Annotated in this window: 27 protein-coding genes; 21 read left to right on the forward strand and 6 right to left on the reverse strand. The window is 60.4% G+C overall.

Translation table 11 applies throughout. The features are described from left to right. The 6 genes from E8L22_RS08585 to E8L22_RS08610 all read left to right on the forward strand — a co-directional run bounded on the left by E8L22_RS08585 (position 1) and on the right by E8L22_RS08610 (position 7,491). Positions 1–1,188 (forward strand): glycosyltransferase family 4 protein, encoded by a 1,188-nt coding sequence (locus E8L22_RS08585; RefSeq protein ID WP_136524742.1) that lies wholly within the window; start codon positions 1–3, stop codon positions 1,186–1,188. Beyond that, on the forward strand, positions 1,182–2,138 hold the full coding sequence (locus E8L22_RS08590) for a glycosyltransferase family 2 protein (protein WP_136524743.1): 957 nt from the start codon (positions 1,182–1,184) through the stop codon (positions 2,136–2,138). The genes E8L22_RS08585 and E8L22_RS08590 overlap by 7 nt, the downstream gene beginning before the upstream one ends. Then, positions 2,135–3,364, forward strand: a complete 1,230-nt coding sequence (locus E8L22_RS08595) for a glycosyltransferase family 4 protein (protein WP_136524744.1) — start codon at positions 2,135–2,137, stop codon at positions 3,362–3,364. Before E8L22_RS08590 ends, E8L22_RS08595 begins: the two co-directional genes overlap by 4 nt. A gap of 172 nt (positions 3,365–3,536) precedes the next feature. After that, entirely contained in the window at positions 3,537–5,948 is a 2,412-nt protein-coding gene (locus E8L22_RS08600; protein WP_342792603.1) for a YfhO family protein, read from the forward strand. A 240-nt stretch (positions 5,949–6,188) separates the two neighbouring features. Next, positions 6,189–6,569 carry a GxxExxY protein gene (locus tag E8L22_RS08605; RefSeq protein WP_136514785.1) on the forward strand — a complete coding sequence of 127 codons (381 nt, stop codon included), beginning with the start codon at positions 6,189–6,191 and terminating at the stop codon, positions 6,567–6,569. Positions 6,570–6,717: 148 nt separating this feature from the next. After that, positions 6,718–7,491 (forward strand): tRNA1(Val) (adenine(37)-N6)-methyltransferase, encoded by a 774-nt coding sequence (locus tag E8L22_RS08610; RefSeq protein ID WP_136524746.1) that lies wholly within the window; start codon positions 6,718–6,720, stop codon positions 7,489–7,491. Positions 7,492–7,584: 93 nt separating this feature from the next. On the opposite strand, the gene E8L22_RS08615 is transcribed toward E8L22_RS08610, so the two are convergent. Both E8L22_RS08615 and E8L22_RS08620 read right to left on the reverse strand, forming a co-directional pair. Continuing rightward, complete coding sequence (locus tag E8L22_RS08615; protein ID WP_136524747.1) at positions 7,585–8,061, reverse strand: DUF721 domain-containing protein; 477 nt, start codon at positions 8,059–8,061, stop codon at positions 7,585–7,587. Further along, positions 8,051–8,314, reverse strand: a complete 264-nt coding sequence (locus E8L22_RS08620) for a hypothetical protein (protein ID WP_136524748.1) — start codon at positions 8,312–8,314, stop codon at positions 8,051–8,053. Before E8L22_RS08620 ends, E8L22_RS08615 begins: the two co-directional genes overlap by 11 nt. A 92-nt stretch (positions 8,315–8,406) precedes the next feature. Between E8L22_RS08620 and E8L22_RS08625 the strand changes: the two genes are divergently transcribed. From E8L22_RS08625 to rsmI, 15 genes are all read left to right on the forward strand, one after another. Further along, positions 8,407–8,670, forward strand: coding sequence for a DUF3343 domain-containing protein (locus tag E8L22_RS08625; RefSeq protein ID WP_136524749.1), 264 nt, complete (start codon positions 8,407–8,409; stop codon positions 8,668–8,670). Then, on the forward strand, positions 8,667–9,263 hold the full coding sequence (gene yedF, locus E8L22_RS08630; protein WP_136524750.1) for a sulfurtransferase-like selenium metabolism protein YedF: 597 nt from the start codon (positions 8,667–8,669) through the stop codon (positions 9,261–9,263). The genes E8L22_RS08625 and yedF overlap by 4 nt, the downstream gene beginning before the upstream one ends. A 151-nt stretch (positions 9,264–9,414) precedes the next feature. Further along, positions 9,415–10,779 (forward strand): signal recognition particle protein, encoded by a 1,365-nt coding sequence (ffh, locus tag E8L22_RS08635; protein ID WP_136524751.1) that lies wholly within the window; start codon positions 9,415–9,417, stop codon positions 10,777–10,779. 105 nt (positions 10,780–10,884) lie between these two features. Beyond that, a complete protein-coding gene (gene rpsP, locus E8L22_RS08640; protein WP_135869506.1) occupies positions 10,885–11,151 on the forward strand; it encodes a 30S ribosomal protein S16 in 267 nt (88 codons plus the stop codon). A 51-nt stretch (positions 11,152–11,202) separates the two neighbouring features. Beyond that, a complete protein-coding gene (locus E8L22_RS08645; protein WP_129124527.1) occupies positions 11,203–11,433 on the forward strand; it encodes a KH domain-containing protein in 231 nt (76 codons plus the stop codon). A 3-nt stretch (positions 11,434–11,436) separates the two neighbouring features. Continuing rightward, a complete protein-coding gene (gene rimM / locus E8L22_RS08650) occupies positions 11,437–11,955 on the forward strand; it encodes a ribosome maturation factor RimM (protein WP_136514778.1) in 519 nt (172 codons plus the stop codon). After that, positions 11,952–12,704, forward strand: coding sequence for a tRNA (guanosine(37)-N1)-methyltransferase TrmD (gene trmD / locus E8L22_RS08655; RefSeq protein ID WP_136524752.1), 753 nt, complete (start codon positions 11,952–11,954; stop codon positions 12,702–12,704). The genes rimM and trmD overlap by 4 nt, the downstream gene beginning before the upstream one ends. Continuing rightward, positions 12,701–13,270 (forward strand): RNA methyltransferase, encoded by a 570-nt coding sequence (locus E8L22_RS08660; RefSeq protein WP_136524753.1) that lies wholly within the window; start codon positions 12,701–12,703, stop codon positions 13,268–13,270. Before trmD ends, E8L22_RS08660 begins: the two co-directional genes overlap by 4 nt. 94 nt (positions 13,271–13,364) lie before the next feature. Next, complete coding sequence (gene rplS, locus E8L22_RS08665) at positions 13,365–13,721, forward strand: 50S ribosomal protein L19 (RefSeq protein WP_129124523.1); 357 nt, start codon at positions 13,365–13,367, stop codon at positions 13,719–13,721. A 242-nt stretch (positions 13,722–13,963) separates the two neighbouring features. Then, the gene (locus E8L22_RS08670) at positions 13,964–14,656 is read left to right on the forward strand and encodes a ribonuclease HII (protein WP_136524754.1); all 693 of its coding nucleotides are present in this window, start codon (positions 13,964–13,966) and stop codon (positions 14,654–14,656) included. 88 nt (positions 14,657–14,744) lie between these two features. After that, positions 14,745–15,122, forward strand: coding sequence for a YraN family protein (locus tag E8L22_RS08675; protein ID WP_136524755.1), 378 nt, complete (start codon positions 14,745–14,747; stop codon positions 15,120–15,122). A gap of 99 nt (positions 15,123–15,221) precedes the next feature. Beyond that, positions 15,222–15,662: a DUF4149 domain-containing protein gene (locus tag E8L22_RS08680; RefSeq protein WP_136524756.1), complete on the forward strand. Its 441-nt coding sequence runs from the start codon at positions 15,222–15,224 to the stop codon at positions 15,660–15,662. Positions 15,663–15,730: 68 nt separating this feature from the next. Next, positions 15,731–16,582, forward strand: coding sequence for a nitrilase-related carbon-nitrogen hydrolase (locus E8L22_RS08685; protein ID WP_136524757.1), 852 nt, complete (start codon positions 15,731–15,733; stop codon positions 16,580–16,582). Next, entirely contained in the window at positions 16,582–17,403 is an 822-nt protein-coding gene (locus E8L22_RS08690) for an NAD+ synthase (RefSeq protein WP_136524758.1), read from the forward strand. Before E8L22_RS08685 ends, E8L22_RS08690 begins: the two co-directional genes overlap by 1 nt. Positions 17,404–17,492: 89 nt before the next feature. Further along, on the forward strand, positions 17,493–18,323 hold the full coding sequence (rsmI, locus tag E8L22_RS08695; protein ID WP_136524759.1) for a 16S rRNA (cytidine(1402)-2'-O)-methyltransferase: 831 nt from the start codon (positions 17,493–17,495) through the stop codon (positions 18,321–18,323). Positions 18,324–18,337: 14 nt separating this feature from the next. Here the strand turns inward: rsmI and E8L22_RS08700 are convergent, their stop codons facing one another. The 4 genes from E8L22_RS08700 to E8L22_RS08715 all read right to left on the reverse strand — a co-directional run bounded on the left by E8L22_RS08700 (position 18,338) and on the right by E8L22_RS08715 (position 22,743). After that, on the reverse strand, positions 18,338–19,684 hold the full coding sequence (locus E8L22_RS08700; RefSeq protein WP_136524760.1) for a hypothetical protein: 1,347 nt from the start codon (positions 19,682–19,684) through the stop codon (positions 18,338–18,340). Positions 19,685–19,759: 75 nt separating this feature from the next. Beyond that, the gene (locus E8L22_RS08705) at positions 19,760–20,095 is read right to left on the reverse strand and encodes a tRNA-binding protein (RefSeq protein ID WP_136524761.1); all 336 of its coding nucleotides are present in this window, start codon (positions 20,093–20,095) and stop codon (positions 19,760–19,762) included. A 1-nt stretch (position 20,096) separates the two neighbouring features. Beyond that, entirely contained in the window at positions 20,097–21,116 is a 1,020-nt protein-coding gene (gene ltaE, locus E8L22_RS08710) for a low-specificity L-threonine aldolase (RefSeq protein ID WP_136524762.1), read from the reverse strand. Positions 21,117–21,147: 31 nt separating this feature from the next. Continuing rightward, complete coding sequence (locus tag E8L22_RS08715; protein WP_136524763.1) at positions 21,148–22,743, reverse strand: glucose-6-phosphate isomerase; 1,596 nt, start codon at positions 22,741–22,743, stop codon at positions 21,148–21,150. Between the last annotated feature and the right edge of the window lie 38 nt (positions 22,744–22,781).

Genomic DNA, 22,781 nt, shown 5'->3' on the forward strand with positions numbered 1-22,781 from the left:
ATGACGCCCCTTGAAAAGGATATGTTAGCGGTGCGGTTGAACGAAAGCCGTTTCGTGCGGTGGGTTGCGGCTTTCGGCATGCTGCTTGGCAGGTTGCTCCCGGTCGGCAAGGGGGCTCCGCTGTTCTTCTTTTTCCCGTTCTTTCACGTGGGCGGCGCGGAAAAGGTGCATGCTGCGATCGTCAGATGCTTTGCTGCGGAACGGCCGTGGGTTTTTTTCACCAAGAAGTCCGCAAATGACGGCTTCCTTTCGTTGTTCGGAACGAATGCGCGGCTTTGCAACCTCTGGCGACTCCTGAAGTACGGGTACCCTCTCAGCGTCGGAATCATGGCAGGGTTCATCAACCGTCACCGCCGACCGGTGGTCTTCGGTTGTAACAGCCTCTTTTACTACCTGCTCCTTCCCTATCTGAAGAAGGAGGCCCGTTGCATCGACCTCATGCATGCCTTCGGCGGGGGCTCCGAGCATTTCAGCCTTCCTGCCGCGCAAAGGCTCGACGCACGGGTGGCCATCAACGCGAGGACCGTTGCGGATCTGAAGGCCCAATACCATGCGGAGGCGATGCCCGCTTCGTTGGCGGACCGGATCGTCCTGATCGAAAACTGCGTGAAAGTGCCGGATGAACTGCCGCAGAAAGCGCGGGGTGAGAAGTTGAAGGCGCTTTACGTCGGCAGGGGATCTGAGGAAAAGAGGGTGCACCTGGTGGGGCGGATCGCGTCGCGCTGCCGGCAGCAAGGGATACCCGTTGAAGTCGTCATCGCAGGGGATGCCCTCCATGCGGTAGAGGAGCAGGATCGCGCCAACTGCGTCTTCCTTGGCGAGATCTCCGATGAAGAGCAATTGCAGGCGGTGTACCGCGATGCGGACCTGCTTCTCCTCACCTCCAGCCGCGAAGGTTTCCCTATGGTCATCATGGAAGCCATGGCGTTCGGCGTGGTGCCCATCTCGACCGCGGTCGGGGGAATCCCCACCCACGTGCAATCAGGGACGAACGGTTGGCTCGTTCCCGATACCGCGGACGAAGAGGAGATCGTGGGCATGATGTGCCGGTTCGCGACCGCCATGTGCGAAGAGCGCGACTTGCTCGAGAAGCTGTCGCAAAACGCCTATGCATATGCAAAAGAGAAGTTCAGCGGGGAATCGTTTTGCGCCGCCTACCGCATGGTTCTTATGGGTGAAAGATGCTGATATCAATCCTCGTACCCGTGTTCAACTGGGACATATCCCGGCTGATCAACTCCCTTTTGACAGAGATAGACGCAACTGCTCCAGAGGGAGTCGTCGAAGTGATCGTGGTTGACGACGCATCTACGGACGCTGCGCTTCTTTCGGCAAACAGCGCCTTTTTGAGCAGCCATTCCCGCCCCTTTTTAAGGTACCTTCCGGCCGAGCGAAACCTGGGGCGTGCCGGGGTGCGTAACCGGCTGGCCGCTGAAGCCGCCGGGCGTTTTCTTTTGTTCCTTGACTGCGACGTGCTCCCCGATTCCGCCTATTTCATCGGCAACTACCTCTCCTGTGCGGAGGCGGACAGCCATGACGTCGTATGCGGCGGCATAAGTTACCGCACAAGGGTGCTGTCCGGCACCGAGTTCGACTACCACGCCTATCTCGGCAACCGAAAAGAGGTCAAGCCTGCAGCCCTGAGGAACCGTGAGCCGTGGCGCCACATTCTGACCTCGAACATCATGGTCAGGAAAAGCGTCTTTCAAGGCACCTCTTTCGACGAGCGCTTCATAGGCTACGGATATGAAGACATCGAGTGGGGAGTCCGGCTTTCGAAACGGTACCGGATCCTGCACATAGACAACACGGCTTCGCATCTCGGGCTGGCATCGAAGGCGACGGTCTACCAAAAGATGCGTGCCTCGGTGCGGAACTATCTGCTGCTCAGGGAGCTTTGCCCTGAGGCTTTCCATGCTTCGGCCGTCAGCAAGCTGGTTCGTTTGCTGGAATTCGTGCCGGCTCCGTTTCTTACGGCGGCGGATCGGCTGCTGAAAACGAGCTTCCTGGCGTCCCCTTTTAACAAGCTTTGCTTCGTCTTGTTTCAGCTTAATTTCGCCGTGTTGCTGGCGCATGCCCTGAAAAGGAGTGCGGCCGGGCTGCCGCCGCAGAACGCTGCCGCAGGAGGCGCACCTTGAAGATCATCTTTTGGGCACCGTTCGGGATACGTCCCAAGGGGACCGTCATTGCACGCATGGTCCCGCTGGCAGCTGAACTTCAGGCCTCGGGGCACGAAGTCGTCATCGTGGCGCCCCCGTACACCAACCCGGAAGACTCCGGGAAGACTGAGGTGGTCCGTGGGGTACGGCTTGTCAACGTCGACCTCGGACCGAAACACAAGGCCTTGGCCGCACCGTTTCTTGCCTGGCGCATGCTTCGGGTTGCGCTGAAGGAGAAGCCCGACCTCATCCATCTCTTCAAGCCGAAGGGATACGGGGGGATAGCGGCGGTGCTCCTCATTGCGCTGCAAACCCTCGGCATAAGGACTCCGCCGCTCTTTCTCGATACCGACGACTGGGAGGGAGAAGGCGGCATGAACGAGCTTCATGACTACGGCACCGTCGAAAAGCGCTTTTACCGCTTTCAAGAGCAGTGGATCACCCCTCGCGCCCTCGGGGTAACCGTCGCGAGCAGGGGGCTTGAGCAGTTGGTCGGTCAGATGGAGGTGCAGCCAGATCACCTGCTCTACCTGCCGAACTGCGTTGCCGCGGCGACGGGCGGTGACGGGCAGGCGGTTCGCGCCGGGCTCGGGATCGCGCCCGATGCCCCCGTCCTTTTGCTGTACACACGTTTTTTCGAGTTCAGCCAGGAGAAGCTGCATTTCATCTTCGCCGAGATCCACAGGCAGGTAGCCGGGGTCCGCTTTCTGGTCGTGGGGAAGGGGAGACGTGGGGAGGAGGATCTGCTGCTGCAATCGGCCAGAGAGTCTGGTTTCGATGCCGCCCTGGTGATGGCAGGGTGGATTGCTCCTGAAGCCATACCTGATTATCTTGCGGCAGCGAACGTCGCCGTCTATCCGTTTGCCGATACGCTGGTCAACCGTTGCAAGTGCCCGGCGAAGCTGACGGAGATCCTTTTGGCGCAGGTTCCGGTTGTGGCAGACCGGGTGGGGCAAATCTCCGAGTATATCGATGACGGCAGGTCAGGGATTCTCTGTGATCCTGACGATTGGCGTCAAATGGTCGACCGCGTTGTCGAGTTGCTTAAAACCCCGGCGCTGCAGCAAAGGCTTGGTGGGGCCGGATGTGCACATCTTCAGGAAAACTTCAACTGGAAAGCGGCCGCCGGAGCCCTCCACCGGTTTTATCTGTCCACGCTGCAAGGCGGCTCACCGGCACCGGCACATCCCCAAGGGAGGGGATGACTGAACCTGCCTTAACAATTGCACAAATTTGCAAATGTGTGGATAATGCGACGCTGGCTACGGTCTCTCAACAAAAGGTGAGGCCGATTTTTGCCTTGATCATGGAGTGTAAATCGCGATGACCGCCCGCAAGAAAGATCTGCTCATTCTCTCAGGACTCCTGGCAGTTCTCTTGATCCTTTTTTCAAAGATCCTCTTCACCACGCAGATAATCCGAGCTCCGGATATCCTCAACGAGTTCTACTGGGGGGTGAAGGATTTCGGCAACAGGCCGTTTTGGTCCATCTTCAGGGTTGACCTCTCCAGCGCCGGGTGGAATCCGTTCATAAACTCCGGACACACCAACGAAGGGGGGATGGCCTCGGAGCAGTTCCTCTTTTTCCGCAACCTCGTCTTCTGGATTTTCCCTGCTCCGGCCAACGTGGCGTGGTACATCGTGCTTCAGCTTTTCATCGGCGCAGCCGGTGTCTACTGCTTTTGCAGGCTCCTCGGTGTCGGGGTGTGGGGGGCGTTGGTTGGTGGGCTCGTCTTTGCGGTCGCACCGGAAAACGCTTCTTTGATCAACGCCGGGCACGTGATGAAGATCGCAACCATCACGTTTGCCCCTTGGGCTTTTTACTTCCTGGAAAAAGGCTTCAGGACGAAACGACTTTTCTACTTCCTCACGACGGCCTTCGTTCTGGCGTACCAGTTCTTCCACACCCACTGGCAGATCGCCTACTACACCTGTCTCGCCGTCGGGGTCTACGGCATAGCGCGCTCGCTTTTGGTAGTTTACGGCGACCAAGGGGGGCAGAAGGAGTTCCGTCGCCTGTTGGCCTTGAACCTGGCGCTGCTTTTCTTTTTTCTCACCACCGTGGCGATGTCGCTGGTCCCCCTGACCAACTGGTCCAAGGAGACCAACCGTGGCGTCAACAGCGGAGCGAACGTTGCCGCTTCGGCGGGGCAGGCCGAGGCGAAGGGTGGACTCGCGCGCGAGGAGGCGATGTCCTGGTCCATGCCGCCGGAGGAGGCGGCCGCCTTCATCATCCCCGGCTTCTTCGGATTTTCGCGCCAGGAGGCGGGGCCGAACCCTGCCAACATCGACTCCTACTACTGGGGGAGGATGAACTTCACCCAGACGGTGAGCTACATGGGGCTTCTCCCTTGGCTGCTGCTCCCATTGCCGCTCATCTTCCGGCGTGACCGCTACACCTGGCTCGCGCTCTCGGCGGTCGTCGTCGGCATCCTGTTTTCCATGGGGAAATACACCCCTTTCTACAACCTGCTCTTCGACTACTTCCCGGGGATCAACCGTTTCCGGGTGCCCAAGATGATCATGTTCATCCCGGTGCTGGGGCTTGGTGTCCTCTCCGCCTTCGGCCTCGACCTGCTGCTCGATCCCGCGGTCCGCTCCCGGCGTGAATTCAAGCATTACGTCGCCGGGGTGATCATGCTTCCCCTGCTTTTGCTGGTGCTCGCGGTGGTTGAGCTTGCCACCGGCAACTTCTGGGTGAACCACTTCATCGACATCCTGGCGCGCCCCACCCGCTACGAAGCGCAGAGCCAGCAGCTCGTGCTGCAGCGCTGGCGCAACATCGTTACCGAGACCTGGATCGCCGCGGGGCTTTCGACCCTCTTTGCCGTCGCCTTCTTCCTCTACCATCGCGGCAAGCTGGCCGCCAAGGTGCTCCCCTTCGTGCTGATCGGGCTCTTCCTGCTCGACACCGGGCGGGTGAACGCGAAGTTTTTATTCCTGGTGGACGAGCCGCATCGTGAGGCGACCGCGAAGGCGCCGGAGATCGCCTACGTGAAGGGAGCGGGGACCGAGTACCGTACCCTGCCGCTTGGCGGCGATCCCATGCCGTATGCCGCCGCCGGCGTTCCGGTGATGTTCACCTCGAATGCGGTGCAGCAGCGTCGCTGGCAGGAGTACCTCGACAACTTCAACCTGATCTCCGGGATGCCCGACATCCTCAACGTGAAGTATCTCGTGCTGTCCAAAGATCAGCTCGAACAGGACAAGGCGGGGCTCTCTGCGAAGTACCGTCCCGTATATACAACCCCCGCCGGGCTGGTTGTCCTTGAGAACCCGACCGTGCTCCCGAAGGCGTGGCTTGCGCCGGTGGCACTCCAGGTCGAAAAGCCGGAAGAGATGCTGGCCGCGCTGCAAAGCCCGCAGTTCAACCCGCGCACCATGGCCCTCGTGGAGACGCCTCCTCCCATTGCCGTCGCCAGGGATCCGAAATGGAACGCCCCTGCCGACGCGGCCGGGCAGGCGCGCGTCACCAGGTACGAGGCCGAGCGGATCGATGTCGACGCGGCGGTGAAGCTGAATTCGATGCTGGTGTTGGGGGAGAAGTACTACAGGGGGTGGAAGGCGACCGTCGACGGCAAGGCGTCCGAGATCTACCCGGTGGACCATGTCCTGCGCGGCATCTACCTGACCCCCGGTTCGCACAAGGTGGAGTTCGTCTTCGATCCCACCCCGTTCAAGGTCGGCAAGTACCTGACCCTCGTCTCCTTCGCGATCTTCGCGCTCTTCCTCGGCCGCGAGGTATGGTTGAGAAAAACGGAAGGCGAGGCTAAAAGCGGAAAGGCTTAACGCAAAGACGCCAAGGCGCGGAGACGCAAAGAAAGCAGGAGGGGTAAAACCTCGTAGAACCATTCTTTTGGTTTCAGCTTTGCGCCTTTGCGGCTCTGCGACTTTGCGTTGAAGCATTTGATTCGGAAAGGCCCAACGCAAAGACGCCAAGGCGCGGAGACGCAAAGATAAAAAAATGAAGTGAAGTCTTTTCCGGCTATGCTCTTCTTGCCTTATCGATTTCAGGCTTGGAGGTGCGGGATGACGGAAAATGAACTAAGCACGCATATCGTCGATTGCGCCGTCGAAGTTCATAGAAATCTCGGCGGCCCTGGTCTTTTAGAAAGTGTGTACGAGGAGTCTCTGGCCTGGGAGTTGAACCAGCGTGGCTTTGCGGTGGGAAGGCAGATGGCTGTACCGGTCACCTATAAGGGGCATCAACTGTCAGTCCCGCTGCGGCTGGATCTCTTAGTAGGGAACATGGTTGTAGTTGAAGTGAAGGCCGTGACTCAATACAACCAAATCTTTGAGTCGCAGGCGCTAACCTATCTGCGCATGCTTAATCTGAAACTGGCGCTGGTAATAAATTTTGGTGAAAAGCTCGTCAAAAACGGAATTCACAGAGTTGTGAATGGTTTGTGACGAAAAGCGAAAAGGCTTAACGCAAAGACGCCAAGGCGCGGAGGCGCAGAGAAGACAGGTGAAAAGCAAGGGTAGAACCGCTCTCCACGGTTTTAACTTTGCGCCTTTGCGGCTTTGCGTCTTTGCGTTGAAGCTTTTGGGATTTTGAATGTTGAACCTCGACACTGAGATGGAAACCCTGGACGAGCTGTCCGGGTATGACCTGCGCATCATACAGCCGCGCCACGGCTACCGGTTCTCGGTGGACCCGCTGCTTTTGGCTGACTTCGCCGGGGTGCGCCAGGGGGAACGCTGCGCGGACCTGGGGACCGGTTGCGGTGTGATCGCGCTGCTTTTGGCTCGCATGGCGGAAGGCGCATCGGTTACCGCGGTGGAGTTCCAGCAGGTGATGGCGGGGATCGCGCATCGCAACGTGCGCCTGAACGGGCTCGCCGAACGCGTCGATGTCGTAGAGGAGGACATCGTTTCGCTGAAGGCGCATTTCCCGGTGGACAGTTTCGATCTGGTGGTCTCGAACCCTCCCTACCGCCGCCCTGGAACGGGGAAGGTGAGTCCGAGAAGGGGACGCGACGAGGCGCGCCACGAGACGAGCGCGACGCTTTCCGATTTCCTGGCCGCGGCCAAATACCTGGTGAAGCCTTCGGGAAGGATCTGCCTCATCTACCACACCTGCCGCCTGGCGGAACTGATGGCGCAGGCGGCGGTGCAGAAGCTGGCACCCTTGCGGCTGCGCATGGTGCACGGCAACACGCGGATGGATGCCCGCATGTTCATGATCGAGTTGGCAAAGGGGAGGACGGGCGAGCTGAAGGTGGAGCCGCCGCTCTTCGTGCGCGGCGAGGAGGGTGGCTACTCCGAGGAAAAGCTTAAAATCTATAAGCTTCAACGCAAAGACGCGGAGCCGCAAAGCCGCAAAGACTGAAGCGGGTAAAATCCCTTAAGTCTTCTTAGCGTCTCCGCGCCTTTGCGCCTTTGCGTTAGTTGCTTTTGGATTTTGATTTTGCTGAGGTTGGTTTTACTGTTGGTGTTCCCGGTCCCTGCGGATGAGCCTTTCAAACACGGCGCGCAGTTCCGGATCGTCGACGGCCTGGGCCTGTTCCTTGATCCAGACCTGCTCCTCCTCAGTCAGCTTGCGCCGCTTCACAGGTTGCTGAGGCTTCGCTACCGCGGACCTCACCTTGGCGGCCTTCATCTGCAGTTCCTTGACCAGTTCCTCGTCCAGGGCTTCGTTCACCTTGATGATGAGGTCTTTCTTCAGGTACGTGAGTTGCTGCAGCCATGGTGCGCTGTCGACGTGAACGGTGAGGGTTCCTTCGCGGAAGGCGACCGGCTGGGCGTGGGAGGCGATCTTGCTGCCGACCGCTTCGTCCCATACTTCCCAGATGCGTCCCTCCTTGAGGCGCATCTCGGCAGGAGTGCCACGAAGGATGCTCCCCAAAAGGTCGGTGACGGATGCCGGACGGCGCATCCTGGGACGGCGGCTAGTCTTCATTGACGGGATGTCTCTTACGGTAGGTCCTGCCGCCGATAATCTGGCCGAGCACGGCGCTGGAGATGCTGAAGGGGATGAAGCCCCAGCCTAAACCGGTCTTGATCCTGAAGTAGATGATGGCGGGGATGGAGATGTGGACGTAGAAGTACCAGGCAAAGGAAAACTTCGGGTAGGATTGCCTCTGGTAACCCAACGGGATGTTCACTAAGGTAGCCAGCACCATCAGGGTGGCGGCTTTGAGCACGATTTCCATGTTGACCTCTTGGGTCGGTAATACTATGGGTTTGACCTCTCTTTGTCAATGTGCTTCTATTGCACTGGTTTTGACTTGAAAAAGGAGCACTTGTGATAAAAGACGGAGACTTCATAGCCATCTTCAACTCCATCCACCGCGTCATGGAGGCGGAGCGCCTGCTCAAGGACCAGGGGCTGAAAATCCTGCTCATTCCGGCACCGCGCACCCTCGCTGCGGATTGCGGCCTCGCCATCCGTTACGCGGAGGACGTGAGGCCCAAGGTGGAAGCGGTGCTCTCCGGGGCCGGCCTTTTACCGCGTGACCTTTACAGAAAAAACGGTGACAACTTCGAAAAGCTAGGAGAAGAGCAATGAGCAAGCTCGACGTCAGGGGGATGGCATGTCCGCTCCCGGTGGTGCAGGTGAAGAGGGCACTTGAGGCGGCCCAAGGGGAGGAACTCCACGTTCTTCTCGACGACGGCGCGCCGCGCGAGAACGTGAAGCGCTTTGCACAGGGGCGTGGCTACCAGGTGCAGGAGGAGAAACTCGAGGACGGCTTTGCCTTCACCATCACCGGCGCAGGCGTGGGTGCGGCAACCGCGCCGCGCGAGACGGCTCCCGCCGCGGCGGCCGGCCCGACCGTGATGCTGATCGGCACGGACCGGATGGGCGACGGGGCCGAGGAGCTGGGGCGCCTTTTGATGAAGAACTTCATCATCACTCTCCTCGATCTGAACGACCTGCCGGACCGCATCTTCTTTGTCAACTCCGGTGTCCTTCTCGCCGCCGAAGGGTCCGAGGTCATCGAGGCGCTGGAGGAGTTGGGCAACCGCGGCGTAGAAGTTCTTTCCTGCGGCATCTGTCTCGACTTCTATAAGAAGAAGGAGCACCTCGCCGCCGGAGGCGTCACCAACATGTTCACCATCGCGGAAAGCATGCTGAAAGCACGCTCGGTGGTGCGGCTGTAACTGACGTTGTTACCGATAATTTCGCTTGACAATTTGCGGTTCTATCCACTAAAGTGACTCTCTTGCCGCGGGATACCTGTGCGCTTTTGCCGGGACATGCGGTTTTTTGAGAAAAATTAACTCGTCATTTCGATGACTTATGGGTTCATAGATGTTCGCGACTCTTTCCGATAAACTCGACCTGGTCTTCAAAAAGCTCCGTGGTCAGGGTGTGATGACCGAAGACAACGTCAAGGACGCGCTGCGTGAGGTGCGTCTTGCGCTGCTCGAGGCCGACGTCAATTTCAAGGTCGTCAAGGATTTTGTCGAAAAGGTTCGTACGCGCGCCGTCGGTACCGAGGTGCTGCAAAGCCTCGCCCCCGGGCAGCAGGTGATCAAGATCGTTCATGACGAGCTCGTGCTTCTCATGGGTGGCAGCGAGGACAACTCGCTCGACCTCGCCGCCAAGCCGCCGGTCGCCATCATGCTGGTCGGTCTGCAGGGCGCGGGTAAGACGACCTCCTGCGGAAAGCTCGCCAAGTACCTCAATGGGCAGCGGAAGAAGCCCCTGCTGGTCCCGGCCGACGTTTACCGCCCGGCCGCTATCGAGCAGCTGAAGGTGCTCGGACGTCAGCTCGACATCGAGGTGTTCAACTCGCTGGCGACCCAGAAGCCTCTCGACATCTGCCGCGAGGCGCACCGCTACGCGACGCTGAACGGCTTCGACGTCATCATCTACGATACCGCCGGCCGCCATCAGATCGACGACTACCTGATGGAGGAGCTGGAAGGAATCCGCGACGAGCTCGCCCCGCGCGAGATCCTCTTCGTGGCCGACGCCATGACCGGTCAGGAAGCGGTCAACGTGGCTCAGGGCTTCAACGAACGACTCGGCATCACCGGCGTAATCCTTACCAAGCTGGACGGCGACGCCAAGGGTGGTGCGGCTCTTTCCATCAAGGCGGTCACCGGTAAGCCGGTCAAGTTCGTGGGTCTTGGCGAAAAGCTGGACGCGCTGGACGTGTTCCACGCCGACCGTCTCGTCTCCCGCATCCTCGGCATGGGTGATGTGCTCACCCTGATTGAGAAGGCGCAGTCGACCTTCGACGAGAAGGAAGCTGCCCGCTTGCAGCAGAAGATGAAGAAGAGCGGCGGCCAGTTCGATCTTGAGGACTTCCGCAGCCAGCTGCAGCAGATCAAGAAGATGGGTTCGCTCGAGTCGATCATGAACCTGATCCCCGGCATGGGGAAGGCGATGAAACAGATGCAGGGCGCCCAGCCTTCCGAGAAGGAACTGAAGAGGATCGAGGCGATCATCGATTCCATGACTCCGAAGGAGCGCGCCAACCACACCATCATCAACGGCAGCCGCCGCTTGAGGATAGCCAAGGGGAGCGGCACCAGCATCCAGGAAGTCAACCAGCTCCTCAAGCGCTTCACCGAAGCTCAGAAGGTTGTCAAGCAGTTGCAGAAGATGGGTCCGAAGGGACTTATGAAAGGGATGAAAGGCATGGGCAAAGGGATGCTCCCCTTTTAACTCATCGCCTTTGACTATTGCACCAACTATAGATACAGTTACCAGACTCACAAAAACAATACGCAATGGCGGATCTCAAGGATCCGAGAATACCAGGAGGAAGAAATGGCAATAAAGATCAGACTTGCACGTGCGGGCGCTAAGAAGAAACCCTTTTACCAGGTAGTAGTTGCTGACTGCCGCAGCCGCAGGGACGGGCGCTTCATCGAGAACGTCGGTACCTACGACCCGAACAAAAACCCGGCGGTTTACAACCTGGAAGAAGGGAAGACCCTCGAGTGGCTCGGCAAGGGCGCTCAGCCGACCGACACCGTCAAGCAGATCCTGAAGAAGACCGGCATCTGGGAGAAGTTCGTCGCCCCTGCCGCTTAATATCTCTTAGTACCGGCCAGCCGGATATCCCACACTACAGAGGATAGCGACATGAAAGAGCTTGTTGAGACCATCGCCAGGGCACTTGTAGACGATCCGACCCAGGTGAAAGCCACCGAGGAGTTGGAAGAAGAGACCAACGTAATCAAGCTGACCGTCGCAAAAGAGGACATGGGGCGTATCATCGGCAAGGAAGGTCGCACGGCAAAAGCGATCCGTACTTTGCTCAACGCTGTCTCAACAAAGGATAACAAGAAAGCCATCCTTAAAATCGTAGAGTGATAGATGTCCGGTAGTAACAAAGTATTGATCGGCAAGATCCAGGGACCACACGGGATCAGGGGACAGTTGCGGGTGATCCCTTTCGCGGGGGATGCCTCGAGCATCTCGCAGTTGAAGAGCGTTTTTCTCAAGTCTCCGAAAGGGGCCATGGAAGAGTTCTCCGTGGTCTCCGCCAAGAACAACGGCAAACGGATCATCCTGACCCTGAAGCCGTTTGACAACATCAACCAGGTGCTGCACCTGGTCGGCAGCGAGATATATGCCGACCGGGTGGCGCTCCCGGAACTCCCCGACGACGAGTTCTACTGGTCCGACCTCCTGGGGCTCCAGGTTTTTACGTCGGATGGGGAAGAGCTGGGAGAGCTGGTCGACATCATCGAAACCGGCAGCAACGACGTCTATGTGGTAAAACACAACGGGCGCGAGGTGCTTATCCCCGCACTCGACGACGTCGTATTGTCTGTTGACCTGAAGGCAGGGCGGATGACGGTCTCTCTTCTCGAGGGGCTGCTCGATCTATGAAGTTCGACATCCTGACCCTCTTTCCGGCGATGTTCGAGGGGCCGATGACCGAGAGCATCCTGAAGCGCGCGAGCGACAAGGGATTGATCGAGGTGGCCTTGCACAACATCCGCGACTGGGCTTTCGACAAGCACGCCACCGCCGACGACTCTCCCTACGGAGGGGGCGCCGGCATGGTGATGAAGGTCGAGCCGATCGCGGGTGCCATCGAGGCGGTCAAAAAGATGCGACCGGCTTCCAGGGTGATCCTAACCACCCCGGGCGGTCGGCCTTTCACGCACCAGGTGGCTGAGGAGCTCTCCCGCGAGGAGGGGCTCATCATCATCTGTGGCCGCTACGAAGGGGTCGACGAAAGGGTGCGTGCACTGTTCGTCGATGACGAGATCTCGCTTGGGGACTTCGTCCTCACCGGCGGAGAGCTCGCCGCCATGGTCGTAGTCGACGCCGTATCCCGGCTCGTGCCGGGGGTACTGGGAAGCGAAGAGTCCGCCCAGTACGATTCGTTTGCAGACGGGCTTCTGGAGTACCCGCAGTACACGAGGCCCCCCGAATTCAGGGGCGAGAAGGTTCCCGACATCCTCCTTTCCGGCAACCATGCCGAGATCGCCAAGTGGCGCAGGAAGGAGCAGATCAGGAGAACGCTCGCCTCCCGTCCCGAGCTCCTCGAAGGGATCGAGTGGAGCAAACAGGACAAGAAACTTCTGAAAGAGCTGGGGCTGGACCCCCATGTGACCAAGGGGACTGCATGACCTCGGCAGCTAATTTCAGCATGGCGCTGATCCACTTCCCGGTGTACGACAAGCACAAGGACGTGGTGGCGACTTCGGTTACCAACCTGGACATCCACGACATGTCGCGCATGACCCGGACCTTCGGTCTGGCGCGCTACTACATCGTGACCCCGGTTGCGGAGCAGATAAAGCTCGTTGAGAAGGTGCGTGAGCACTGGCTTTCCGGTTGGGGCTCCACCTACAACCCGAAGCGTAAGATGGCGCTGGAGACGCTGCAGTGCGAGGAGTCGCTAGAGTCGACCATCGCAGATATCGAGAGCCGCACCGGACGCAGACCCAAGGTGGTCGTGACCGGCGCCTCCGGCAGGCCCAACAGCGTGAGCTTTGCTGAGCTGAAGGATCTCATCGACGCGGACCCCGAGCAGCCCTACCTGCTGCTTCTGGGCACCGGCTGGGGAATGATCGAGCAGTTGTTCAACAAGGGTGATCTGGTGCTGGAGCCGATCAGGGGGGCAGGTGATTACAACCACCTCTCGGTACGCTCCGCGGCGTCGATCATGCTGGATAGGCTTTTCGGGCGCTAGGCGCCGATTGGATAGAGAGCAGTCGAGGTAACGCAGGTTAACTGTCAGTATTAAGTCTTATGCTAGAGGTTCCAGATAAGGGAGGAAGTACCAAATGAACAAGATTGACATGATTGAAATGGCGCAGATGAAGAAGAACATCCCGGTTTTCGTTCCCGGCGACACCATCAAGGTGCAGGTGAAGATCGTCGAGGGTGACAAGAGCCGTATCCAGGCTTTCCAGGGCGTGTGCCTCGGCCGTCAGAACGGCGGCATTCGCGAGTCCTTCACCGTGAGGAAGATCTCCAACGGCGTCGGCGTGGAGAGGGTGTTCCCGCTGCACTCCCCGTCCATCGAGGCGATCGAGGTAGTGACCCGCGGTCAGGTACGTCGCGCGAAGCTCTACTACCTGCGCAAGCTGCGCGGCAAGGCTTCCAGGATCAAGGAAAGGAAGTACGTCGCAGGCCAGTAACAGGCTCGCAGTTAAAAGCCCCGGTCCAGCGACCGGGGCTTTTTTTGTTGTTGGTGAAGCGTTCACGAGTTGGGAAAGGCGCAAAGGCGCTGCGGTAACGTCCCCGCCCCCGGAGGGGGAGGGCTAGTGAGGGGGCGCGTAGCGGCTCTTCCGGCAAAGCCCCCCCTCCCCGCCTCCCCCCTCCGGGTGGAGGAGCGCATTCCACAAAACGCTTACTTTTTTCTGACGTTCAACGGATTGCCATGACCGGTCTTTTTCCTGACAACCCGAATGCTCCCATCGACATGCTGGCCCTCGAGGCGCAGGCGCTGCGGCGCGGCTATGCCTGCATCGCGGGGGTGGACGAGGCGGGGCGCGGTCCGCTCGCGGGGCCGGTGGTTGCTGCAGCCGTCATCCTGCCGACGGGGGTGCTCCTCCCCGGGGTGAATGACTCGAAGCAGCTCTCCGAGGATAAGCGGGAAGAACTCTTTGACGTCATATACCGTGAGGCGGTTTCCGTCGGTGTCGGCATCGGCGATCACGCCCTCATCGACAGCATCAACATCCTTCAGGCGACCCTTCGCGCCATGAGCGACGCGGTTCGCTCCCTGAGCGTCACCCCCGACTTCATTCTCATCGACGGCATCTCCAGCATTCCGATGAACATCCCCCAGCGTACCGTCAAAAAGGGTGACTCCTTGAGCCTCTCCATCGCCGCCGCCTCGATCATCGCCAAGGTGACCCGCGACAGGATGATGGTTGAGTTCGACGTGCGGTATCCCGGATACGGCTTTGCCAGCCACAAGGGCTACGGTGCGGCCTCGCATCTCGCCGCCATCGCCGAGTTAGGCCCATCCCCCATCCACCGTAAGAGCTTCAGCGGCGTCAAGGAGCACTGCCCCTCTGAGCCGGGCTCCGCTTCAACAGAATCTCAATCCGGGCTCTTTTCCTTCTAATATTTTCCAGCCGACGCTACACGCCCACAGAACTTGCTGCTACACTGTTTTCTTGTTTGCGTGACGCGCTGTCTCAACAGGGGCGACTATGCCAGTCAAAAGCGGTAACAGTGCACTCGGCGGAGTGGGCGAGTCGATCGCGGTGACCTACCTCAAGGGGCAGGGGTTCAAAATTGTCGAGTGTAATTTTCGCGTTTCCTGCGGGGAGATAGACATCGTGGCGAGAGATGGGCGTACCATCGTTTTCGTCGAAGTGAAGTGCAGGAACAATGACAACTACGGGCCGCCGCAGCTGGCTGTGACGCCTTTCAAGCAGCGGCAGATCTCGAAGGCCGCACTGGTTTGGCTGTCGCGGAAGAAGCTCTACGACGCCGAGGCGCGCTTCGATGTCATTGCCATCATGCTGCATGACCACGACGTGCCGGAGATCGAACACATCAGGAACGCCTTCGATCTGGCCTATTAGTGTGGTACCGCTGGTGAGGAAGAAAGGATCGTTTCGGAATGGTAGGAGCGAATAATAATTTGCTCCGTTGTTCAAATGAAACCACAAGGAGGAACGTACATGCAGGTCGTAGCAGCAATTTACCGTCTGGCCATTGCTCTCTGGCTCGGAGGCGCCGCACTCTTCACCTTCGTGCTCACCCCCATCCTGTTCCGCTCTGAAAGCCGCGACGTCGCCGGGCGTATCGTTGGCCTCTTCTTTCCCGGGTATTTTCGCTGGGGCATCGCCTGCGGCGTGATCGCCATCGTCTGCCGCCTCGTCATGGGCGGGAAATGGACCGCCCCCGCCGCCGTCATCATCGCCCTCATGCTCACCCTCTCTTCGTTCCAGGCCTTTTACATCGAGCCCAGGGCCGCCGAGATCAAGAAGCAGATCGTATCTTTCGAGACCACCCCGAAGGATGACCCGATGCGCAGGCAGTTTTCCAAGCTGCACGGGGTCTCCGCGGTCTGCAATCTTTCTGTCATAGCGGGCGGCGTTGTGCTGGTGATCCTGCTTTAACTCATGAAGCGGTTTACAAAGCCTCTGCCGCTGTGCTAGTAAAGAGAGAAAAAATTGCGGAGAAGCTCATGGATTTTACCGTTGCCCTGGCTCAGATCAAACCTAAGCTGGGCTGCCTGGACGACAACATGGCGTTGGCCGAGGCCGCCATCGAGAAGGGGATCGCCGCCGGTGCCGACCTCGTGGTGTTTCCCGAGCTGGCTCTCACCGGTTACTTCTTGAAGGATCTAGTGCCCGAAGTGGCGCTGAGCCTGGACTCCCCCCAGATACAGAGGCTGAAAAAGCTCTCCGAACGCATCTCGATCGCCATCGGCTTCGTCGAGGTCTCTTCCGACTTCCGCTTCTTCAACTCCGCGGTTTACCTCGAAGCCGGGGAAATCCGCCACGTGCACCGCAAGGTCTACCTTCCCACCTACGGTCTATTCGACGAGCAGCGCTACATGGCTCGCGGTGAGCGTTTCCGCGCCTTCGACACCCGTTTCGGCCGCGTCGGAATGCTGATCTGCGAGGACATGTGGCACCTCTCCGCCCCCTACATCCTCGCCATGGACGGCGCCATGACGCTCATCTGTCTCTCGTCGAGCCCGGGGCGCGGCGTGAGTGAGTCGGAAGGGCTCGGTTCGGCGGCGGCGTGGCAGAAGCTCACCTCGACGAGCGCCATGTTCCTCAACTGCCGTGTCTTCTACTGCAACCGCGTCGGCTACGAGGACGGCATCAACTTCTGGGGCGGCTCCGAGGCCATCTCCCCTTCCGGAGAGGTGACCGACCGCGGCGCCCTTCTCGAGGAGGACTTCGTGTTGGCCAGGGTGGACGGCGGGGCGCTCAGGCGCGAGAGGATCTTCTCCCCCATGATGCGGGACGAAAACCTCGCCATCACCGTGAAAGAGCTGAAACGCATCGACAAGGAGAAAGACTGCTAATGGCGGGCTTGACGGTTAATACAAATCTTCTGCGCCGGATCCTGGTGGGGTTCGTGCGTGACGAGGTCTACAAGGTCGGGGTGCGCAAGGGGGTGCTAGGTCTTTCCGGCGGCATCGATTCCGCGCTGGTCGCCTACATCGCCGCCGAGGCGCTTGGGCCGGAGAACGTCTACGCCTACTGCATGCCGTACCGGACCAGCAATCCGGAGAGCGAGGCGCATGCGCGGCTCGTTGCGGAGAGCCTCGGGATCAACTTCAAGGTAATCGAGATCACCCCGATGATCGACGCCTATTTCAACATCACCACGGACGCCGACAACATGAGGCGCGGCAACAAGATGGCGCGCGAGCGCATGACCATCCTGTACGACCACTCCGCAGCGGTGGGCGGTCTCGTCTTGGGCACCAGCAACAAGACCGAGCTGCTCCTCGGTTACGGGACCCTGCACGGCGACATGGCGAGCGCCTTGAACCCGATCGGCGACATCTACAAGAGCCAGGTCTGGGAGCTTTCCGAGGCGATGGGCGTGCCGCGCGAGGTGATCGAGAAGAAGCCCTCCGCAGACCTGTGGGCGGGGCAGACCGACGAGCAGGAGCTCGGCTTCACCTACCGCGAGGCCGACGAGCTTTTGTACCGCATGGTGGACCAGCGCATGAGCCGCGAGGAGCTGATCTCCGCCGGTTTCGACGCGCAGTTCATCGACAACGTGGCGAGAAAGGTGCAGGGCTCACACTTCAAGCGCCGTCTCCCCATCATCGCCAAGGTATCCAACCGCACCATCGACCGCGACTTCCGCTACGCGCGGGACTGGGGGAAATAAAGAATCCGTTCAACGTTCAACGTTCAACGTTTAAAACCGCTTGTAGGTTCTAACGTTGAACGTTGAACGCTGAACGTGTTTTAGCCGTTATGCCTGGAACTCTCTACATCGTCGCCACGCCGATAGGCAACCTCGAGGACATCACGCTGCGCGCCCTGCGCATCCTGAAGGAGGTCGACCTCATCGCGGCCGAAGACACGCGCCACTCGCGCAAGCTCCTCACCCACTTCGGCATCTCCAAACCGCTCACCTCCTATTTCGACCACAACAAGGAATTGAAGGGAGACCAGATCCTGGACCGGCTTCGGGAGGGACAAAGCGTCGCCCTCATCACCGATGCCGGCACCCCCTGCATCTCCGACCCCGGCTACCAACTCGTGCGCGACGCGGTGGCCGAGGGGATCTCCGTTGTTCCGATCCCTGGGGCCTGCGCCGCCGTCACCGCACTCTCCGCCTCGGGCCTTCCCACCGATTACTTCAGCTTCGCGGGTTTTCTTCCCAACAAACAGGGGAAAAGACGCGAGCGGCTGCAGTCGCTCGCCGCGGAACGGGCCGTGCTGATCTTCTACGAGTCCCCCAAGCGCCTCTTGGCGACACTGGAGGACATGCTGGAAACGCTCGGGGACCGCGATGTGGTGGTGGCGCGGGAACTGACCAAGATGTACGAGGAATTTCTGCGCGGCAGGCTCTCCGGCCTCATTGAGGAGCTGAGCGGGCGTGAGGTCCGGGGTGAGGTGGCTATCCTGGTGAGCCCGGCGCCGGAGTCTGACTCCGACGACGGGCCGGGGATGGAAGAATTGCTGCAAAAGTACCTTGCGTCTGGGGAGATGTCGCTAAAGGACGCCGTGAAAAGGGTGACCCAGGAAACGGGCCTCCACAAAAGCGCCGTCTACGCGGAGGCGCTGCGCATCAGGGGATAGGACCTCCCTTTCCTTTATTTGCCCCCCCTGCGGGCGACTTCCTGCTTCATCGCGGCGAGGATCGGCTTCAGGATGTCACCACGCTCACGGCAGGTGAGCGAGAGCTCCCTTGCCGTACCGCCGCCCCCCCCGTCCGCCACCGCCTTCTGGGCCCGTTCGTTAGCGGTCTCAGCCATCCGGTTCAAATCGAGAAAATTGTTTTCCACCCTGGTGATCAGCTCCAAGAGGTCCGGCGTCGACTTCTGCTGTAAAAGCCTCGGCAGACTCCGGCTCTTCACCTGCAGTAGCACCTTGTTGCTCCAGCGCATCGCCTCGGCCGTTTCCGGATCTCCACCTGCCGTCTGCACGGAAAGGAAATCCTCCAGCGGCGGTTCGCTCACCTCCGTCACCACAAGGCGCCCCGGCATGCCCCCTTCAAGAAGCGCAGTCACCGAGATCAGCGATTTACCCGTCCGCTTCAGGTACGCCGATACCGGCAGCCATCGTCCGTTGTCGTCGCGTTGCGCAACGATCGCCGTTTCGAGGGGCTGCAGGTCCGGGTGCGGCTTCTCGCCGTAGAGGAGCATGACCACCTGGTCGGCCTTTTCCTGCCGCTCTACCCCCTTGCTGAACGCCGGGGTGAGGAGGTACGAGTAGCTTACCCCTTCAACACTCACCTCTTTGAGCCCGGCTTGGCGCGCGTTCCTCACCTTGGCCAGACGCTCCGGTGGCAGTTCCTTCAGTGCAATGACTAGCGCTTCTACGAGCGAGTCCGTGGTTACTGCGCCTGCCTTGCTGTCGAATCTTGGACCTGAGTCGCCGAAGTTGAGAAAGAGCGTCTCCCGTGGGCGCAGGGATCGGCCCGGGATCGGCAGGCACCCCAGTGGACCAAGGACGCTGATCCACATCCCGTTTTTGCGTCGAAATTTGACGGGCCGGGCCGCTATCTTGTCACCGGTTTCATCCACCACCGCTACGTGCACTTCGTAATCCATTCGCTCCGAGGTGGGGAAGGGGACGAGTCCGAGCGTCATTGCTCCCAGACTTGTGGTGAATCTTCCCGGCCCTACGTAGGTGGTAATAGCCGCGGCGCTCACCGGGACTGCTGTCCAGTCATCCGTGAAGACCAAGGGGTAGAGTTCACGGGCACGGGACCGGATCTCGCGCACCTTTGGGTTGAACCCGATCTGCGTGCTCCCGATGTCCTGATTTTCAGAGGATGGGGTGATTGCAAAGCTGGAGAGGTTGAAGCGCTCGGTCAGGGCGAGCTGTGTGTTGCCGGAAGGGATGAGGGTGCTGTCGAAGCGGGCCGAGCCGCATCCGGATAACAGGCAAATGAAAAGTGACAGCGTCAGAAGCGGACATCTTTTGCCCAGCATCATCTTGCCTCCCATGGAAACGGCACTTTCCTTGCGGAGCGAAAGTGCCGTTTTATGTGTGTGCTTGAAGAGTCTGGTCTAGCATAGCCTGCTGCCGTTGGGGACGGGGCGCTCCGGGGAGGCGAGGACGATGTCGCCGTTCTCGTCGGCGAAGCCGGTCACGAGCACCTCGGAGAAGAAGCGCCCGATCTGCTTCCTCGGGAAGTTGCACACGCCGATCACCTGCCTCCCCACCAGCTCCTCGCGGGTGTAGTGTTTGGTGATCTGGGCGCTCGACCTCCTGACGCCAGCCTCGCCGAAATCAATCAGCAGCTTGTAGGCCGGCTTCCTCGCCTCGGGGAACTCCTCCACCTCGAGCACCGTCCCGACCCGCAGCTCCACCTTCTCGAAATCCCCCCACGTTATCTCGGACACGTCACTTCCCCTTTCCCGCGAAGAAGCGCTTGAACACCGCAACGGTCCGCTCGACGTCGGCGCGCTCCACGTCCAGGTGGGTGACCAGGCGGATCATGTCGCCGCCACCGATCAGGATCCCCTCGGCGGCCAGTGCTTCGCGCAGCGCCGGGGCGCTTCCGGCGGGCGGGGTGACGAAGAGGATGTTGGTGCGGGCCTGGCTTACCATGAGCTCCTCGATATGGGAGAGCCCGCTCGACAAAAGCTCTGCGTTCTCGTGGTCATCGGCCAGCCGCTCTACGTTGTGTTGCAGCGCGTGGATTCCCGCCGCGGCGAGTATGCCGGCCTGCCGCATCCCGCCGCCGGCCACCTTGCGCCAGCGGTGCGCGCGGTTGATCAGTTCCGCGCTTCCGCAAAGGACCGAGCCCACCGGGGCTCCGAGCCCCTTGGACAGGCAGACCGATACGGAATCGAAGTGGCGCGCGACCTCGCGCACCGGCACACCTAGGTAGACGGCGGCGTTGAAGATGCGGGCGCCGTCCAGGTGCATCGCGAGGCCCAGCTCTTTAGCGACGCGGGACGCATCATCGAGGTAGGAAAGGGGGAGCACCCTGCCGCCTTGGGTGTTCTCCAGGCAGAGGAGCCTGGTAACGGCATGGTGGTGATCGGCGGGCTTCACGGCGCGGCGCACCCTGTCGAGGTCGAGCGTGCCGTCCTCTTCGAAGTCCAGGGGCTGGGGCTGGATACCGCCGAAGATGGCGCCCCCTCCTCCTTCCCAGCGATAGATATGGGCGTCCTGCCCGGCTATGTACTCATCCCCGCGTCCGCAGTGAGACAAAAGGGCGGTCAGGTTGCTCATGGTGCCGCTGGGGACGAAGATCGCCTTCTCCTTCCCGAGGAGCTCGGCGGCCATCGCCTCAAGCCGGTTTACCGTCGGGTCCTCCCCGTACACGTCATCGCCTACCTCGGCCGCTGCCATCACCCGGCGCATCGCCTCGGACGGGCGGGTCACCGTATCGCTTCTAAGATCTACCGTTTTCATCTGCTCCTGCTTCCTCCCTATTCGAATTGCTTCACTTTTTCCGCGCTTTGAAGCGGCTCTCCCAGATAGGGGTCGACGCGGTCATCTCGATCCCGTGGTCGGGGTTCGCCGCCAGGTGGCGCAGGATGTTGAATACCGTCTCTACCTCTTCGGGACGCGCGAGCGTCATGGCCAGGTCCTCGCAGGTGAAATCACGGCGGGGTTGGCGCCGCAGCATCTCCAGGATCTCTCCCTGCAGCTTCAGCACGACTCCGGCCGCCTTTTTTCCCGCTTCGACGCCGGGCTGGTGGTAGGCGTTCACGTTGATGAGCGAGGCGTAAAGACCTACGGCGCGCTCGTACAGGGCGATCAGCGCCCCGACGGTGGCCGGGGTGATTTCGCGGATCGTGATGGTAACCGATTCCCGCTCCTTTTCATAGAGGGCGCTACGCGTTCCTTGCAGGAATCCGGAGAGGTAGTCGCCGGAAGTGGCGCCGGGTTCGACCTCGAACGAGGCCCCCTCCCGGTCCTTCAGCACCTCGATGAAGGTTGCGAAGAAGTTCGGTACCCCCTCGCGCAGCTGCTGCACGTAGGCGTGCTGATCGGTGGAGCCCTTGTTGCCGTAGACCGTGATCCCCTGCAAGACAAGGTTGCCGTCCCGGTCGAGCTCCTTTCCCAGTGATTCCATGATGAGCTGCTGCAGGTAGCGGGAGAAGAGGATCAGCCGGTCCTTGTAGGGAAGGAGCACCATGTCGCGCGTCCCTTTGCCTCGCGTTGCGTGGTACCACGACAGGGCGAGGAGCGCCGCCGGGTTCTCACGGGTCGAGCGGCTCCTCGTGCTCTGGTCGCAAAGCCGCGCCCCTTCGAGCAGACGGTCCACGTCGATCCCCTGCAGTGCCGCCGGGAGAAGACCTACCGCCGAGGTGACCGAGGTGCGCCCGCCGACCCAGTCCCACATCGGGAAGGTCCCCAGCCACCCCTCCTGCGAGGCGGTACGGTCGAGCTCGCTGTCGCAGCCGGTTACGGCGACGGCCTGGGCCGCGAAATGCAGCCCCGCTTTCTCAAAAGCCCGGCGCGCCTCCAGCATGCCGTTACGGGTCTCCTTGGTGCCGCCGCTTTTCGAGATCACCACGGCAAGGGTGTGCTTCAACCCTGCGCCGATCTCGGCCACCACCTTGTCCATCCCGTCCGGGTCGGTGTTGTCGAAGAAGAAGACGCGCATCCGGTCGCGCGCACTCCCCAGGCTGTCGGCTACGAACTGCGGGCCGAGGGCCGAGCCGCCGATGCCGATCACCAGTAGGTTTGTGAACTTCTGGTTGTCCGGCGCGGCGATGTTTCCCTGGTGCACCGAGGCGGCGAACGCCTTCACCGACGCGAGGGCCCCGCGGATCTCGTCGCTGAGCTCGGCCGTCGGTGCGAGCTCCGGTGCCCTCAGCCAGTAGTGCCCCACCATGCGCTGCTCGTCGGCATTCGCGACCGCCCCTCCCTCCAGTTCGGTCATCTCCTGGTAGGCCTTCTGCAGGCGCGGTTCCATCTCGCTTAGAAAGGTGTCGGCATAATTCATCCGGCTCGTGTCGACGGAGAGTTCGAGTCCGGCATCGTGGTAGAGGCGGCCTTTGTACAGTTCCCAAAGCTGCTTCTTCTGCATGTACCCTCCTGCTGCGTTTGTTAGTGTGAAGGGGGCTT

The organism is Geomonas ferrireducens (genome assembly GCF_004917065.1).
Classification (GTDB): Bacteria; Desulfobacterota; Desulfuromonadia; order Geobacterales; family Geobacteraceae; genus Geomonas; species Geomonas ferrireducens.